The organism is Pseudomonas spelaei, assembly GCF_009724245.1.
GTDB lineage: Bacteria > Pseudomonadota > Gammaproteobacteria > Pseudomonadales > Pseudomonadaceae > Aquipseudomonas > Aquipseudomonas spelaei.
The window spans coordinates 21,655-36,444 of record NZ_WNNK01000041.1 but is presented as its reverse complement, the minus strand read 5'-3'; the positions used below and the strand labels follow the sequence as shown (position 1 = coordinate 36,444).

13 protein-coding genes and 1 pseudogene are annotated in these 14,790 nt (G+C 60.6%); 11 read left to right on the top strand and 3 right to left on the bottom strand.

Going from position 1 to position 14,790, the window contains the following annotated elements; genetic code table 11:
- Window positions 1–170 precede the first annotated feature (170 nt).
- From GNF76_RS27980 to GNF76_RS27955, 6 genes are all read left to right on the top strand, one after another.
- Entirely contained in the window at window positions 171–1,838 is a 1,668-nt protein-coding gene (locus tag GNF76_RS27980) for an AMP-binding protein (protein ID WP_155586289.1), read from the top strand.
- A gap of 30 nt (window positions 1,839–1,868) precedes the next feature.
- Window positions 1,869–2,312, top strand: a complete 444-nt coding sequence (locus GNF76_RS27975) for a hotdog fold thioesterase (protein WP_155586288.1) — start codon at window positions 1,869–1,871, stop codon at window positions 2,310–2,312.
- Window positions 2,313–2,409: 97 nt separating this feature from the next.
- On the top strand, window positions 2,410–3,219 hold the full coding sequence (locus GNF76_RS27970; RefSeq protein WP_155586287.1) for an alpha/beta fold hydrolase: 810 nt from the start codon (window positions 2,410–2,412) through the stop codon (window positions 3,217–3,219).
- Window positions 3,216–4,070 (top strand): alpha/beta hydrolase, encoded by an 855-nt coding sequence (locus tag GNF76_RS27965; protein ID WP_155586286.1) that lies wholly within the window; start codon window positions 3,216–3,218, stop codon window positions 4,068–4,070. The genes GNF76_RS27970 and GNF76_RS27965 overlap by 4 nt, the downstream gene beginning before the upstream one ends.
- A 102-nt stretch (window positions 4,071–4,172) precedes the next feature.
- The gene (locus tag GNF76_RS27960) at window positions 4,173–4,991 is read left to right on the top strand and encodes a DUF4892 domain-containing protein (protein WP_155586285.1); all 819 of its coding nucleotides are present in this window, start codon (window positions 4,173–4,175) and stop codon (window positions 4,989–4,991) included.
- A gap of 162 nt (window positions 4,992–5,153) precedes the next feature.
- The gene (locus GNF76_RS27955; RefSeq protein WP_155586284.1) at window positions 5,154–6,218 is read left to right on the top strand and encodes an AI-2E family transporter; all 1,065 of its coding nucleotides are present in this window, start codon (window positions 5,154–5,156) and stop codon (window positions 6,216–6,218) included.
- A gap of 41 nt (window positions 6,219–6,259) precedes the next feature.
- Here GNF76_RS27955 and GNF76_RS27950 read toward each other — a convergent pair whose 3' ends face one another.
- Both GNF76_RS27950 and GNF76_RS27945 read right to left on the bottom strand, forming a co-directional pair.
- Window positions 6,260–7,297, bottom strand: coding sequence for a sensor histidine kinase (locus tag GNF76_RS27950; RefSeq protein ID WP_155586283.1), 1,038 nt, complete (start codon window positions 7,295–7,297; stop codon window positions 6,260–6,262).
- Window positions 7,297–8,061, bottom strand: a complete 765-nt coding sequence (locus tag GNF76_RS27945) for a response regulator (protein WP_155586291.1) — start codon at window positions 8,059–8,061, stop codon at window positions 7,297–7,299. Before GNF76_RS27945 ends, GNF76_RS27950 begins: the two co-directional genes overlap by 1 nt.
- A 281-nt stretch (window positions 8,062–8,342) precedes the next feature.
- Here GNF76_RS27945 and pyrF point away from each other — a divergent pair, with 281 nt between their 5' ends.
- Window positions 8,343–9,041 carry an orotidine-5'-phosphate decarboxylase gene (gene pyrF, locus GNF76_RS27940; RefSeq protein WP_154743164.1) on the top strand — a complete coding sequence of 233 codons (699 nt, stop codon included), beginning with the start codon at window positions 8,343–8,345 and terminating at the stop codon, window positions 9,039–9,041.
- Between the two features lie 31 nt (window positions 9,042–9,072).
- Here the strand turns inward: pyrF and GNF76_RS27935 are convergent, their stop codons facing one another.
- Window positions 9,073–10,077, bottom strand: coding sequence for an NADP-dependent oxidoreductase (locus GNF76_RS27935; protein WP_155586282.1), 1,005 nt, complete (start codon window positions 10,075–10,077; stop codon window positions 9,073–9,075).
- Between the two features lie 226 nt (window positions 10,078–10,303).
- Between GNF76_RS27935 and GNF76_RS27930 the strand changes: the two genes are divergently transcribed.
- The 4 genes and pseudogenes from GNF76_RS27930 (at window position 10,304) to GNF76_RS30025 (ending at window position 14,768) form a co-directional block, all read left to right on the top strand.
- Window positions 10,304–11,065 carry an SDR family oxidoreductase gene (locus GNF76_RS27930; protein ID WP_155586281.1) on the top strand — a complete coding sequence of 254 codons (762 nt, stop codon included), beginning with the start codon at window positions 10,304–10,306 and terminating at the stop codon, window positions 11,063–11,065.
- Window positions 11,066–11,269: 204 nt separating this feature from the next.
- Complete coding sequence (locus GNF76_RS27925; protein ID WP_155586280.1) at window positions 11,270–12,685, top strand: aminotransferase-like domain-containing protein; 1,416 nt, start codon at window positions 11,270–11,272, stop codon at window positions 12,683–12,685.
- 115 nt (window positions 12,686–12,800) lie between these two features.
- A pseudogene (locus GNF76_RS30030) lies at window positions 12,801–13,907 on the top strand (HAMP domain-containing protein); the annotation flags it as partial.
- Window positions 13,887–14,768, top strand: coding sequence for a methyl-accepting chemotaxis protein (locus GNF76_RS30025; protein ID WP_379652611.1), 882 nt, complete (start codon window positions 13,887–13,889; stop codon window positions 14,766–14,768). The pseudogene GNF76_RS30030 and the gene GNF76_RS30025, both read left to right, overlap by 21 nt.
- The last annotated feature ends 22 nt before the right edge of the window (window positions 14,769–14,790 follow it).

The following is a 14,790-nucleotide window of genomic DNA, read 5'->3' as shown; positions in this document are numbered from 1 at the left end:
TCGCTGTAAGAGCGAAACCAATAGCAGCCGTAACCGCAGCAACGGATATGTACCCCCCAGCCCGCCCAACTTGAACTCCGTTCCCCCGTAGAAGCCCCCTCGTGTGTGCTATATAGTCACCCAAGCAAGTGCTTGGTTGGCTACCATCGGAACACACAGGAGCGCGTCCCATGTCTGTCGCTTTTCGTTTGCCGCTGCAGGTCTTCTTCGAACGTGAAGCGCGTCACCCGCGCCAACACTTCATGGTCCAACCCATGGGCGGTGGCGAGGTGCAAACCCTTACCTGGGCCGACGTCGGCCATCAAGCACGTTGCGCCGCACACTGGCTGCGAGCGCAGGAACTGGCCCCAGGCTCCCATATCGCCCTGATCTCGAAAAACTGCGCCCACTGGATCATCGCCGACCTGGCGATCTGGATGGCCGGACACGTCTCGGTGCCGCTCTATCCCAACCTCACCGCCGACTCCGTAGCCCATGTACTGGAACATTCCGAGGCAGCCCTGGTATTTATCGGCAAGCTGGACGACTGGCCCGCCATGAAACCCGGGGTCAAGCCTGGCCTGCCCACCATCAGTTTGCCGCTGTGCCCGGCCGATGACTTCGATTACACCTGGGCCGACCTGCAAGCCTGCTCACCGATCCAGGACAACCCGGCGCCTGCCCCTTCAGACCTGGCCACCATCATTTACACCTCCGGCACCACCGGCCTGCCCAAGGGCGTGATGCACTGCTTCGGTGCCCTGGGTTTTGCCGCCGAGGGTGGCACTAAGTTGTTTGGACTGGGGGAGGGCGACCGGCTGCTGTCCTACCTGCCGCTGTGCCACGTGGCTGAACGGATGTTTGTCGAACTGGCCTCGATCTACACCGGGCAGACCGTCTTTTTTGCCGAAAGCCTCGATACGTTTCTGGCTGACCTCAGGCGGGCGCGGCCGACTGCGCTGTTCGGTGTGCCACGGATCTGGACTAAATTTCAGATGGGGGTGTACAGCAAGATTCCAGAAAAACGCCTCGATACCCTGCTGCGCTTGCCGTTTATTGGCAAGCGGGTAGGGCACAAGGTGCTCGCCGGGCTGGGCCTGGATGCGTTGCGCATTGCACTCTCCGGAGCGGCGCCGGTGCCCGAGGCGCTATTGCGCTGGTACCAGCGACTGGGGCTGGATGTGCTGGAGGTCTACGGCATGACTGAAGCCTGCGGTTATTCCCATGTGTCTCGCCCCGGCCAACAGAAAATCGGCTGGATCGGCCTGCCGTGCCCGGAGGTCGAGGTGCGTATTGATTCATCGGGTGAAGTTCAGGTACGCAGTGGCGCGACCATGCTCGGTTACTTCAAAGACCCGGAGAAAACGGCCGAGACCCTCACCGAAGACGGTTTTCTGCGCACCGGAGACAAAGGCGAGCAGGACGCCGAGGGACGTTTGCGGTTGACCGGGCGCCTCAAGGAAATCTTCAAGACCAGCAAAGGTAAATACGTGGCACCGGCCCCCATCGAAAACCGCCTGTCCGAGCATGCGCGCATCGAACAGGTGTGCGTGGTCGGTGATGGCCTGAGCGCGCCCATGGGGCTATGTGTGTTATCCGCCGTGGGTCTGCAAGATGCGGCGGGCTCGGCCCGCAATGCCCTGCACGGTAGCCTTGAGCGCTTGCTGGAGGAGGTTAACCAGGCCTTGGATAAACATGAGCGCTTGCGCCAACTGGTGGTGGTGAAAGACAGTTGGGCGGTGGAGAACGGTTTCCTGACCCCGACCCTGAAGATAAAGCGCAGCGTCATCGAATCCACGTACGGGTCACAATTCCAGGCCTGGAGCGAACGCTCCGAGGCCGTGCTGTGGCAGGATTGAACCCTTCACAACACCAATAAGGACACGTTAATGAGCCTGTGGCGTACCCAACCCGATATCGAACGATTGAACTCCAGCCAGAAAAATACCATCGGTGAAGTGTTGGATATTCGTTTCGAAGCTTTTGATGATGAATCCCTGACCGCCAGCATGGTGATCGACCATCGTACCCATCAGCCCTTTGGCCTGCTGCACGGCGGCGCTTCGGTGGTGTTGGCGGAGACGGTGGGCTCCATGGCCAGCTTCCTGTGCATCGATGCCAGCAAGTTCTACTGCGTGGGCCTGGAAATCAATGCCAACCACCTGCGGGGCCTGCGTTCGGGACGGGTGACGGCGGTGGCCAAGCCGATTCACATCGGGCGCACCACGCATGTCTGGGACATTCGCCTGACCAGCGATGAAGGCAAGGCCAGCTGTGTGTCACGGTTGACCATGGCCGTGGTGCCGCTGGGTGAAAATCCACCGGCTCGATAGCCATGGCGTGAGTGTCATCATTCCTGGCAGTTACAGTCATTGCTGTGGCAGCCGGGCTTGGGGACAATAAATTTCTGTTTTCGGTGATGGGTCCGGTATGTCGCAACACGTGTTTTTCACTCACGCCAATGGCTTTCCTTCGGCGACCTACGGCAAATTGTTTGCCGCCCTGGCCCCAGAGTATGCCGTCGCGCACTTGCCACAGCACGGTCACGACCCCCGGTTTCCGGTGGACGATAACTGGCAGAACCTGGTGGACGAGTTGATCCACCACCTGGAGCAGCAACCGGAACCGGTGTGGGGCGTAGGCCACTCCCTGGGCGGCGTGTTGCACCTGCATGCGGCCTTGCGTTGCCCGCAGTTGTATCGCGGTGTCGTGATGCTGGATTCTCCGGTACTGACCCGGACCGACCGCTGGGTGATCCGTGCCGCCAAGCGCTTTGGTTTTATCGACCGCTTGACCCCGGCCGGCCGCACCCTGGGCCGGCGTGAAGAGTTCGCAGACCTGGACGCCGCGCGTCAATACTTCGCCGGCAAGACCCTGTTTCGTGGTTTCGACCCCGAGTGTTTCGATGCCTATTTGCAGCATGGCCTGCAACAGGTCGGTGACCGTCTGCGCCTGCGCTTTGACCCAGCCACCGAAATCAGTATCTACCGGGGCGTACCTCACACCAGCCCCGGCCAGGCCCGTCAACTGAAAGTCCCGCTGGCTGTGGTGCGCGGGCGTCAGAGCCGGGTGGTGATGCGTCACCATGCCAGCAGTGTCGGGCGCATGCCCATGGGCGAAATGCTGACCATGCCCGGCGGCCATATGTTTCCCCTTGAGCGTCCCCAGGACACCGCGACCTTGATCAAGCACCTGTTTGCCCGTTGGGAAGCCCGCCAGTGTGAGCCCGACTGCGCATGACCGCGCCTGTCGAAGAGGTGCGCCTGAGCCTGCCCCATATCGAACTGGCGGCTCATTTATTTGGTCCTGAAGACGGTTTGCCGGTCATCGCCCTGCACGGCTGGCTGGACAACGCCAACAGCTTTGCGCGCCTGGCGCCGAAACTCAGTGGTCTGCGCATCATTGCCCTGGACATGGCCGGGCACGGTCACTCGGCCCATCGACCCATCGGGGCCGGTTACGCCCTGTGGGATTACGTCCACGATGTGCTGCAAGTGGCTGAACAACTGGGCTGGAAACGTTTTGCATTACTTGGCCACTCCCTGGGCGCCATCGTTTCTCTGGTGTTGGCTGGCGCCTTGCCTGAACGGGTGACACACCTGGGATTGATCGACGGCGTGATCCCGCCGACCGCCACCGGCGAGAATGTCGCCGAGCGCTTGGGTATGGCGTTGCAGGCGCAATTGAGCCTGCAAGACAAGCGCAAACCGGTGTACAGCACACTCGAGCGCGCCATTGAAGCACGGATGAAAGGCGTGGTGGCGGTCAGCCGCGAAGCCGCCGAACTGCTGGCCCAGCGCGGCTTGATGCCGGTACCGGGCGGTTACACCTGGCGCAGCGACAGCCGCCTGACTCTTGCCTCACCGATGCGTCTGACGCAAGAGCAGGCCATGGCTTTCGTGCAACGCGTGGCTTGTCCGACGCAATTGGTGGTGGCTGAAGACGGCATGTTGGCGAAACATTCCGAATTGCTTGCACAGCTTCCTTTCAATCTGGCAACGCTGCCCGGTGGCCATCATTTGCACCTGAATGACGAGCCTGGCGCGGTCCTTGTTGCAGACTGTTTCAATCGGTTCTTCACCACGCCTTGACTTGGCGGGGGCAACTGCCGAGGCTGGGCGGATCGAAAGGGAGTCAACCATGAACAATCTCAACACCGCTGCGATCCCGTATGGCCAGGGCTCGCTGACCCAATGAGTATGCCGAAAGGATTTATCCGTATTTTGGGCCTGTGCTGTTTCAGCCCGCTGGTGTTCGCTGCCGACGTGCCGGGTAGCCAGGATTTGCCTGCCGTGGCGCGTCAGGCCGACGCACAGATCGTCGATTACCGCCCGGCCGAAGACAAGGAACGCATCTACCCGATGGGTGCGATCCGCAAGATCAGCGGGCAGTTGCGCTATGAAGGCCAGGCCACCGCCCGGGGCCAGGCCACTGCCATCACCTATGAGCTTCCTGCCGAACACACCTCCAGCGCAGCCTTTACCGCAACCCGCGAAGCCTTGCAGGCCAAGGGCGCGCAACTGTTGTTCTGGTGCCAGGCCCGCGATTGCGGGGAAAGCAGCCTGTGGGCCAATGAGGTATTCGGCAACGCCAAGTTGGTGGGCGCCGATGGCCAGCAGGAGTACCTGCTGTTGCGTTTGGCCGCTCCGCAAGACAATTCGCTGGTCGCGCTGTATGGCATCACCCGAGGCAATCGTCGGGCTTACCTGCATGTCGAGCAACTCGACGCCAGTGCCCCCCTGGGAGATTTGCTGCCGACGTCGGCCACGCTCCTGCGGGAACTGAAAAGTACCGGTGAGCTGGACTTTCCCAAACTTGGCGCCGAACCGGATGCCACCTGGCTGACCTTGATTTCCCGTGGATTGAACCTGGACGCCACTTTGCGGGTCAGTTTGACTGGGCCCAATGCCGAAGCCTGGCGTCAGGGCCTGATCGAGCAAGGCGTGCGTGCCGCGCGCTTGGAAACCGGCACTGCCGAGGCCAAGGGCCTGCACCTGCATCTGATACGCTGACCTGTAGCCGCTCCGAGGTACGAGGCTGCGATGGGCGCGTAGCGGCCCCCGAGGGCGGTCCTGCGGCCCGCATCGCAGCCTCGTGCCTCGGCAGCGGCTACAATGCCGAGGTCACCGACCAAGCTGCTCTTTCCCTCTACAGACTTCTTTTCGAGAAACCACATGCTCAACAATGATCGCCTGCTGGTGCAGATCCTGCTCCTGGTACTGTTTGGTGCCAGCTTCTGGGTCATGGCGCCGTTCTGGTCGGCGCTGTTCTGGGGGGCAGTGCTGGCGTTTGCCAGTTGGCCGCTGATGCGTCTGCTGACCCGCTGGTTGGGCGGGCGCGAATCCCTGGCCGCCGGCATCCTGACCCTGGTCTGGATGTTGTTGGTGGCGGTACCGCTGGTTTGGCTGGGCTTTAACCTGGCGGACCATGTGCGCAGCGCCGTGGTGCTGATCAAGGATATTCAGGTCGACGGCTTGCCCCATTCACCCGCCTGGCTGGGTTCCATCCCTCTAGTGGGTGAGCGGTTGGTGGGCATGTGGGACAGCATCGACCAACAAGGTACTGCACTGATCGCCAGCCTGAAGCCCTACCTGGGACAGGTCGGCAACTGGTTGCTGGCCCGTAGCGCGCAGATCGGTGGCGGTATCCTCGAACTGACCCTGAGCCTGGTGTTCGTGTTCTTTTTCTATCGGGATGGGCCGCGCCTGGCGATGTTTGCCCACCGCCTGCTGGAGCGCCTGATCGGTGACCGCGCCAGCTACTACATCGAACTGGTGGCGGGTACGGTGCAACGAGTGGTCAATGGCGTGATCGGCACGGCGGCTGCCCAGGCGTTGCTGGCGTTGATCGGGTTCCTGATTGCCGGCGTCCCGGGGGCGCTGGTGCTGGGGATCGTGACGTTCCTGCTCAGCCTGATTCCCATGGGCCCGCCGCTGATCTGGATTCCGGCCACAGCGTGGCTGGCGTGGAAAGGTGATTACACCTACGCGGTGTTCCTCGGGGTGTGGGGCACGTTCATCATCAGCGGCGTGGACAACGTGCTCAAGCCGTACCTGATCAGCCGTGGCGGCAACCTGCCGTTGGTGATCGTGCTGCTGGGAGTGTTTGGTGGGTTGATTGCCTTTGGCTTTATCGGCTTGTTTATCGGGCCGACGCTGCTGGCGGTGGCTTACAGCTTGTTGATCGACTGGAGTAACAGCCAGGCCCAGGCGCGTCGGGAAGACAAGGCGGGTCAATAATCGGTACTGCATGATCGCTCCCGCACGGAGCGATCAGCACGTTACGCCCGGGGCAGCCACATGACGGCTGTCAACCCGCCCCCTGGTGTTTCCTCCAGGCTCAACTTTCCACCGAGCCGCTCCACTGCTTCCCTGGCAATGGTCATCCCCAAACCCACTCCGCCGGAGTTGCGGTTACGCGAACCCTCCAGTCTGAAAAAGGGTTCGAACACGGCTTCACGCTTATCTGCGGCGATCCCCGGTCCATGGTCGATGACTCGCACCACAAGGGCTTGAGGGCTATCGGCCAGTTCAATGCGCGCGGTACCGGCATACCTCAGTGCATTATCGATGAGGTTATTGAGGCTTGAGCGCAGGGCCATCGGCTGTACCTGCAACGGCGCGCACTGCCCACTGCATTGCACGTCCGAACCTCGGTCCTGGGCGTTTTCGCTGAGGGACTCCACCAACGCCTGCACATCCAGCCAATGCCGGGTTTCGCTGGTGCGTTGCTCGTGCAGGTAGCTGAGGGTGGCGTCGAGCATGCCGATCATGTCGTCCAGATCCTGGCGCATCTGGCCCTGCAGTTTGGTGTCTTCGATCTGTTCCAGGCGCAGTTTGAGCCGTGACAGTGGGGTACGCAGGTCATGTGAGACGGCCCCGAGCATGCGCGCCCGCTGTGTGACCTGCTCGCGGATGCGTTTTTGCATCAAGTTGAAGGTCGATGCTGCCTGGCGTGCTTCTCGGGGGCCGGATTCATCCAGCGGCGGGCTATTGAGGTCGACGCTCAAGCGCTCGGCCGCCGCGCTCAGGCGCTGGATCGGCCGGCTGAGCAGTTTGGCACCGTACCAGGCGGCGATGATCAACGAGATGAATTGGAATGTCAGGGGGACCACCGGGCCTCCAAACCAAGGCCGATGATGAGCTTTGGGCATGGGTGTCAGGGTGCCGTCGGGTTGTTCGATAAATGTTTCATGGGGCGGTGGTGGTGGCGGGCCGTAGTGGTGAAACCAGAAGAAGGCGAGCACATGGGCCAGGACAATGGCCACCAACAACACACCAAACAGCCGGCCGAACAGCGTGTTAAAGGCGTTGCGCATTAACCGATATCCCGGGCGTCGAACAGATAGCCTTCGCCGCGCACGGTTTTGATCAGTTGCGGTGCTTTAGGGTCATCCCCCAGCTTTTGTCGTAGACGCGACACCAACAGGTCAATGCTGCGATCAAAGGCTTCGATGGAGCGACCACGGGCTGCATCCAGCAACTGCTCGCGACTCAGCACCCGGCGCGGGCGCTCGATAAATACCCACAACAAGCGAAACTCGGCGTTGGACAGTGGCACTACCAGGCCGTCATCGGCCACCAATTGGCGCAATACGCTGTTCAGGCGCCAGTTATCGAAACGGATATTGGCCCGCTGCTCGGTCCGATCGTCGCGCACCCGGCGCAGAATGGTCTGGATCCGTGCTACCAACTCACGGGGTTCGAAGGGTTTGGACATGTAGTCGTCGGCCCCCAGTTCCAGGCCGATGATGCGGTCGGTGGGCTCGCAACGGGCGGTGAGCATCAGGATCGGGATGTCCGACTCGGCCCGCAGCCAACGGCACAACGACAGGCCATCTTCACCGGGCAGCATCAGGTCGAGTACCACCACGTCAAAGGTTTCGGCCAGCATGGCCTGGCGCATGGCGGCGCCGTCGGTCACGCCGCTGGCAAGAATGCCGAAGCGGGCCAGGTAATCGATCAGCAGTTCGCGGATCGGCACATCGTCGTCGACAATCAGCGCGCGGGTGTTCCAGCGCTTGTCGTCGGCGGGGCCAGTACCTTTTTGATCGTCATTCAGCGCGAAGGGTGTGGTTTGCATAGTGCGATCATCTGCCTGGTTGGCCGCTGGGCCCAAGGGCGGCGGCGAGGTTGTCACGTCCAGCATAGGCGCCCAATCCTGTGGCTGGAAGTGCTGGCCGCTCGGGTCATGGGGCGAGGCTAGTCTTCAGGCGTGTTGTAGACATGTCGTGAATGTATCTACTTTGAAATATTTGCCGGTCAATGGCCGAATCCTGAGGATTTACCGATCATCGGATCCCGCAAAGGCGCTGCTTGCGCTACAATCCGCGCCGATTTCGACTTGCCTGAGAGCCCATTCCAATGTCCGTCTGCCAGACTCCTATCATCGTCGCCCTGGATTACCCCACCCGTGACGCCGCACTGAAGCTGGCTGACCAGTTGGACCCGAAACTGTGCCGGGTCAAGGTCGGCAAGGAACTGTTCACCAGTTGCGCGGCGGAAATCGTTGGCACCTTGCGTGACAAAGGCTTCGAGGTGTTCCTTGACCTGAAATTCCACGATATCCCCAACACCACGGCCATGGCGGTCAAGGCCGCTGCCGAGATGGGCGTGTGGATGGTCAACGTTCACTGTTCCGGCGGTTTGCGCATGATGGCGGCCTGCCGCGATGTGCTGGACCAGCGCACCGGCCCCAAGCCCCTGCTGATTGGCGTGACCGTGCTGACCAGCATGGAGCGAGAAGACCTGGCGGGTATCGGCCTGGATATCGAGCCGCAGGAGCAGGTGTTGCGTCTGGCGGCACTGGCGCAAAAGGCTGGTCTGGATGGTTTGGTGTGTTCGGCGCTGGAAGCCCAGGCGTTGAAAACCGCCCATCCGTCCCTGCAACTGGTCACCCCGGGGATTCGCCCGGCGGGCAGTGCACAGGACGACCAGCGCCGTATCCTGACTCCGCGCCAGGCACTGGACGCCGGTTCCGATTACCTGGTAATCGGCCGCCCGATCAGCCAGGCAGCCGACCCGGCCAAGGCGTTGGCGGCGGTGGTTGCCGAGATCGCCTGATAGCGAGGCCCAGGTGTAGGAGCGAACGCTGCTACACCTTCAACACCAACTTCCCGAAGTTCTCCCCGTTGAACAACTTCATCAACGTTTCCGGGAACGTCTCCAGGCCCTCGACAATATCTTCCTTGCTCTTGAGCTTGCCCTGCGCCATCCAGCCGCCCATTTCCTGCCCGGCGCTGGCATAGTTCGCCGCATGGTCCGTCACCACAAAACCTTCCATACGGGCCCGATTGACCAGTAATGACAAGTAGTTGGCCGGTCCTTTTACCGCCTCTTTGTTGTTGTACTGGCTGATCGCACCGCAAATCACTACCCGGGCCTTCAACGCCAGTCGGCTCAGCACCGCGTCGAGAATGTCGCCGCCGACGTTATCGAAATACACGTCCACACCTTTGGGGCATTCACGCTTGAGGCCGACGTGTACGTCTTCGTTTTTGTAGTCGATAGCCGCGTCAAACCCCAGCTCATCCACCAGGAACTTGCACTTGTCGGCGCCCCCGGCGATCCCCACCACGCGGCAACCTTTGATCTTGGCGATTTGCCCGGCAATGCTGCCGACCGCACCGGCCGCGCCGGAAATGACCACGGTTTCTCCAGCCTTCGGCGCACCGGTGTCGAGCAGGGCGAAGTAGGCGGTCATCCCCGTCATCCCCAGTGCCGACAGATAACGCGGCAGTGGTGCCAGTTTTGGGTCGACCTTGTAGAACCCTCGCGGCTCACCGAGGAAGTAATCCTGCACGCCCAGGGCACCATTCACGTAGTCACCCACTGCAAATTTGGGGCTGTTCGACGCAATAACCTTGCCCACGCCCAGTGCCCGCATGACTTCGCCAATGCCAACCGGTGGAATGTAGGATTTACCTTCATTCATCCAGCCGCGCATCGCCGGGTCCAGTGACAGGTACTCGTTGCGCACCAGAATCTGCCCCTCCTGAGGCGTGCCTACCGGCACTTCCTGGTAGGTAAACGTATCCCGGGTAGCCGCGCCGACCGGGCGTTTGGCGAGCAGGAATTGGCGGTTGGTCTGGGCAGTCATGGCAGGGACTCTGAAGAAGTGAACCTTGAGTGATAGTCCCTCTTGGTGCGGGGAGCAAGCTGGGCCGACGGGTGCGAATGCCCGCCGATAGGTTGTGATGATAGTGAGCGCGGCAGACTTATCACCGCCACTCATGAAGCACTAACCGGTCCTCTGATAGTGCTGACGTGGCTGCGTGACCAGTGGCTAGACTGGGTCAACGGGCATTCCATCCAAGGATCCAACCATGAGCATGACGTTTTCCGGCCAGGTCGCCCTGGTCACCGGTGCGGCCAACGGCATTGGCCGCGCCACGGCATTGGCGTTTGCCGATGAAGGTTTGAAAGTGGTCGTCGCCGATCTGGATGTGGCGGGAGGCGAAGGTACGGTGGCGCTGATCCATCAGGCCGGTGGCGAGGCGATTTTCGTGCGCTGCAACGTCACCCTGGACGCGGATGTACAGCAGTTGATGCAGCAAACCGTGGCCACTTATGGCCGGCTGGACTATGCCTTTAACAACGCCGGGATCGAGATCGAGAAGGGCAAGCTGGCCGATGGCAGCCTGGAAGAGTTCGACGCCATCATGGGGGTCAACGTCAAGGGCGTGTGGTTGTGCATGAAGTACCAGTTGCCGTTGCTGCTGGCCCAGGGCGGCGGGGCGATCGTCAATACGGCGTCGGTGGCCGGGTTGGGCGCTGCGCCGAAGATGAGTATTTATGCCGCTTCCAAGCATGCGGTCATTGGCCTGACCAAGTCTGCGGCCATTGAGTATGCGAAAAAGAAAATTCGGGTCAACGCGGTCTGCCCGGCGGTGATCGACACCGACATGTTCCGTCGCGCTTACGAGGCGGATCCAAGGAAGGCAGAATTTGCCGCCGCCATGCACCCGGTCGGGCGTATTGGTACGGTTGGGGAAATCGCCAGTGCTGTGCTCTATTTGTGCAGCGACGGTGCTGCCTTCACCACGGGGCAAGCGTTGGCCGTGGACGGTGGCGCCACGGCTATCTAGGACCACAAGCCCTTACCTGATCAGAATACCTTCGAGGTGCTGTGGGGCGTTTCCGTAGGTGGCCAGATGCCGCTTCAGAATGTGTTTCTATAGGTAAATAAATCAATAAAATCAATGATTTAATAAATATTTTGAGCGGCGCTCACCAGCGGCTGTGCTTAACTGTTTTGGGTTTAAATGACAAACAGTTGAAGTGGGTGGCTCATGGATTTAGGGATTGATCGACAGGCCCTTGTACCGGTAGTTCAGCAGATCGTCAGTGCGGTTGCCGAGTGGATTCGACAGAGCGGGGTAAGCCCTGGGACGCGCTTGCCGCCCATCCGACAATTGGCCCGTGACAACTTGCTCAGCCAGTCCAGTGTCATCGAGGCATTCGAACGGATGGTGGCGCAAGGGTTGCTGGCATCAAGACAAGGTTCCGGGTTTTTCGTTGCCGAGCAACTTGTAGCCAGCGGCCCCAAGGGCGAAAGCCAATGGTATGAGGGCGCGGAACAAGGATGGGGAAGTTTCACCGATAACCCACTGGGTGAATTGAAACTGGGGTGCGGCTGGCTGCCCGACGCATGGCGTGAAAGTGACGACATCATCTATGCCATTCGTGAAGTCACCCGCACCAATACCGCAGGGCTATTCAACTACAGCACGCCGCTTGGGCTGACGGCGTTGCGCGAGCAACTGCTCAGGCGCCTGACCCATATTCGGATTGCCACCAGTCTCGACCGTATCATGACCACTCAGGGCGCCAGCCATGCCCTGGACCTACTGATACGCACATTGCTCAAGGCAGGTGACACGGTGGTGGTTGAAAGCCCGGGATACGCCAACTTGTACCGTTTATTGGCGTTTCACGGCGTCAAACTGCTAGAGGTTCCCCGCACCCATGGCGGCCCGGATATTGCGGCGCTGGAGGCGTTACTGCTGGTACATCGTCCCAAGTGCCTGTTCATCAACAGCCTCTATCACAACCCGACCGGTACCAGCCTGTCTCTGGTGGTAGCGGAGCGATTGCTGCAACTGGCTCATGCCCAGGACTTCTTCATTGTCGAAGAAGACGTCTATGGTGATTTGCAACACGCTAACTGCACACGGTTGTCGGCGTTGCCCCACGAAGACCGGGTCATCTATGTCTCGAGTTTTTCCAAGACCCTCAGCAGTGCCCTGCGGGTGGGTTATCTGACCGCCAGTACGGCAATCATCGCGCAACTGGTCAAGGTCAAGACCCTGACCGGCATCGGTACTTCGCGATTTGCCGAGGCGGTGGTGGCAACCTTATTGGCCAATGGCACTTATCGTAAATGGGTGCAGCGACTACGCAAGCGCCTGAGCACTGAAATGACCATGACCTTGCAGGTGCTGGAGGACGAAGAGTGGGAGGTCTTTGCCGTGCCGGCAGGTGGCATGTTTGTTTGGGCCAGGCCTTGCGTGGCCCGCCGTCCGCAGTTGCAGGCCAGGGCTCGTAAACTTGGGGTTTTGCTGTCGCAGGGTTCGCTGTTCAACCCGGCGGGCGTACATAGCGACTGGCTGCGTATCAATGTGGCCTATGCTGCTGATCAGCGTGCGCTGGCGCTGTTCAAAGCGGCAGGATCGACCTCGACCATTCTGAAAACGACGAGTGTGTAGCTTTTTGCCATTATTGTGGCGCCAGTGTCTTGTGTTCAATGCCTTGTCGTTGCGAATCTCCCTGCATGGAAAGTGGGCTTGATGGCATTCGCCACTCCAAGAGGACTCAAGTGCAATGATTTCGGGCGTGCAACGACGTTTTGCCAACCTCGGTATGGCGAAGAAATTGGGCCTGGGCTTTGCCTTGGTGTTGCTGCTGACGGCGCTGGTGGCCGCCATTGGCGTGTGGTCCCTGCAAACCGTCGGCCTGCGTTTTGAAGGGCTGAAGAGCATGTCTTCGCTCAACAGCGGCCTGTTGAACGTGCGTTTGATCGAGCAGGACTATGCACTGCATGCCGATCCAAAATCCGTCGACGCCTTGCATGAAAGCGTTGATGCATTGTCCGCTTTGGCCGCCAGTCTCAAGGCCGGTTCTGCTACCAATGTGCCGGTGATGACCGATGTGGAGCAGGCCCTGGTCGCCTATCGCAAGGCGTTCGACGAGTTTGTCGAACTGACTCAGGCCAAGGACCTGGCGCTGGAAATGGCCAGTTGGTCGGTCTCCAGCGTTTCCAACAACCTCGACGTGTTGCAGGCCGGTCTGGCGGATGACGGTGCCTACGGTCTCAAGGAAAGCCAGGGCAAGGACGGCGCCGAGTTTATCGAGCAGGCGGGGCAGGTCAGCCAGGTTTCGCGGCTGATGTTGCAAGCCATGAACGAGGCACGGCTGCGCCTGGATCAAAGCCGCAAGGGCGATGACGAAAACGCCGGGCAAGGCAAGATTGAACAGGCCGATCAGGCCCTGGCCCAAGCCGAGCAACTGAAAACCACAGTCAAGGATCCCGGCTACCAGACGGTGCTCAATGAAGTCGCCGGGCATATTGCGGCGTTCAGCGAAAAGCTTGGCGAATACACCGGCCTGCTGGCGCAGGAAAAGACTGTCTACAAGCAGTTGCATGAGCGCGCCGATCAGGTGGTGACCCGGGTCAACCAGGCCTATGCCGCAGAAGATCAGTCGATGCAGGCGCAACTGAAGAAAAGCGCCTTGCTGATCATGGGTTCTTCTGCTCTTGCCCTGTTGGTGGGGTTGATTGCCGCATGGGGCATCACTCGGTTGATCGTCACGCCACTGCGCAGTGTGATTGCAGTAGCCCAACAAATAGCCGCCGGTGACCTCAGTGGTCGGATGGAGGTCAGCCGTCGCGATGAAATTGGCCAACTGATGCAGGCCATGCAGCAGATGGGCACGGGCTTGAGCAGCATGGTCAGCGGGTTGCAGGCGGGTATTGAGCAGTTGGCAAGCTCCGCCCATTCGCTGTCCAGCGTGACCGAGCAGACCAATATCGAGGTCAGCAGCCAGAAGGAAGAAACCGAGCAAGTTGCCACCGCCATGAACCAGATGACCGCCACGGTACACGATGTGGCACGCAACGCCGAAGAGGCAGCCCAGGCCGCGCAAACGGCAGATGACAAGGTCGACAGTGGTCAGCAGGTGGTGCGCCAGAGCTTGCAGCGCATTGAGTTGCTGGCGACCTCGGCGACTTCCGCGAGTACCAGCATCGAAAGCTTGAGTGCGGAAATCCAGAGCATCGGCACCGTCCTCGAGGTGATCAAGAGCGTGGCCGAACAGACCAACTTGCTGGCCCTGAACGCAGCGATCGAAGCGGCGAGGGCAGGGGAGCAGGGGCGTGGCTTCGCCGTGGTGGCCGATGAGGTGCGGGCGTTGGCCAGGCGGACCCAGCAATCCACCGAGGAAATCGAGCGGCTGGTCAGTACCTTGCGCAGTGCGGCGCAGTCTTCGGTGCAGCAGATCAAACAGAGTGGTGAATTGGTCAAGTTGGCGGTCAGCGATGCGCTGGAAACCGAAAGTGCCTTGGGCAGCATTGCGGCAGCGGTGTCGTTGATCCAGCAAATGAATCAGCAGATCGCCGCCGCCGCCGAGGAGCAAAGCTCGGTGGCCGAGGAAATCAATCGCAGTGTCACCAGTATTCGTGCCAGTGCCGATCAATCGGCGTTGAGCATGCAAGGCAATGCGGCATCCAGTATCCAGCTGGCGCAGTTGGGGGCGGAGCTGAAAGGGATGGTCGGGCACTTCCGCCTTTGATCGCCGCTTGATCGCGGCGTTT

Bases quoted from the DNA above. Each gene is read 5' to 3' on its own strand.
- GNF76_RS27980 (WP_155586289.1), top strand. From the start codon at position 171: ATGTCTGTCGCTTTTCGTTTGCCGCTGCAGGTCTTCTTCGAACGTGAA.
- GNF76_RS27975 (WP_155586288.1), top strand. From the start codon at position 1,869: ATGAGCCTGTGGCGTACCCAACCCGATATCGAACGATTGAACTCCAGC.
- GNF76_RS27970 (WP_155586287.1), top strand. From the start codon at position 2,410: ATGTCGCAACACGTGTTTTTCACTCACGCCAATGGCTTTCCTTCGGCG.
- GNF76_RS27965 (WP_155586286.1), top strand. From the start codon at position 3,216: ATGACCGCGCCTGTCGAAGAGGTGCGCCTGAGCCTGCCCCATATCGAA.
- GNF76_RS27960 (WP_155586285.1), top strand. From the start codon at position 4,173: ATGAGTATGCCGAAAGGATTTATCCGTATTTTGGGCCTGTGCTGTTTC.
- GNF76_RS27955 (WP_155586284.1), top strand. From the start codon at position 5,154: ATGCTCAACAATGATCGCCTGCTGGTGCAGATCCTGCTCCTGGTACTG.
- GNF76_RS27950 (WP_155586283.1), bottom strand. From the start codon at position 7,297: ATGCGCAACGCCTTTAACACGCTGTTCGGCCGGCTGTTTGGTGTGTTG.
- GNF76_RS27945 (WP_155586291.1), bottom strand. From the start codon at position 8,061: ATGCAAACCACACCCTTCGCGCTGAATGACGATCAAAAAGGTACTGGC.
- pyrF (WP_154743164.1), top strand. From the start codon at position 8,343: ATGTCCGTCTGCCAGACTCCTATCATCGTCGCCCTGGATTACCCCACC.
- GNF76_RS27935 (WP_155586282.1), bottom strand. From the start codon at position 10,077: ATGACTGCCCAGACCAACCGCCAATTCCTGCTCGCCAAACGCCCGGTC.
- GNF76_RS27930 (WP_155586281.1), top strand. From the start codon at position 10,304: ATGAGCATGACGTTTTCCGGCCAGGTCGCCCTGGTCACCGGTGCGGCC.
- GNF76_RS27925 (WP_155586280.1), top strand. From the start codon at position 11,270: ATGGATTTAGGGATTGATCGACAGGCCCTTGTACCGGTAGTTCAGCAG.
- GNF76_RS30025 (WP_379652611.1), top strand. From the start codon at position 13,887: ATGCAGGCCATGCAGCAGATGGGCACGGGCTTGAGCAGCATGGTCAGC.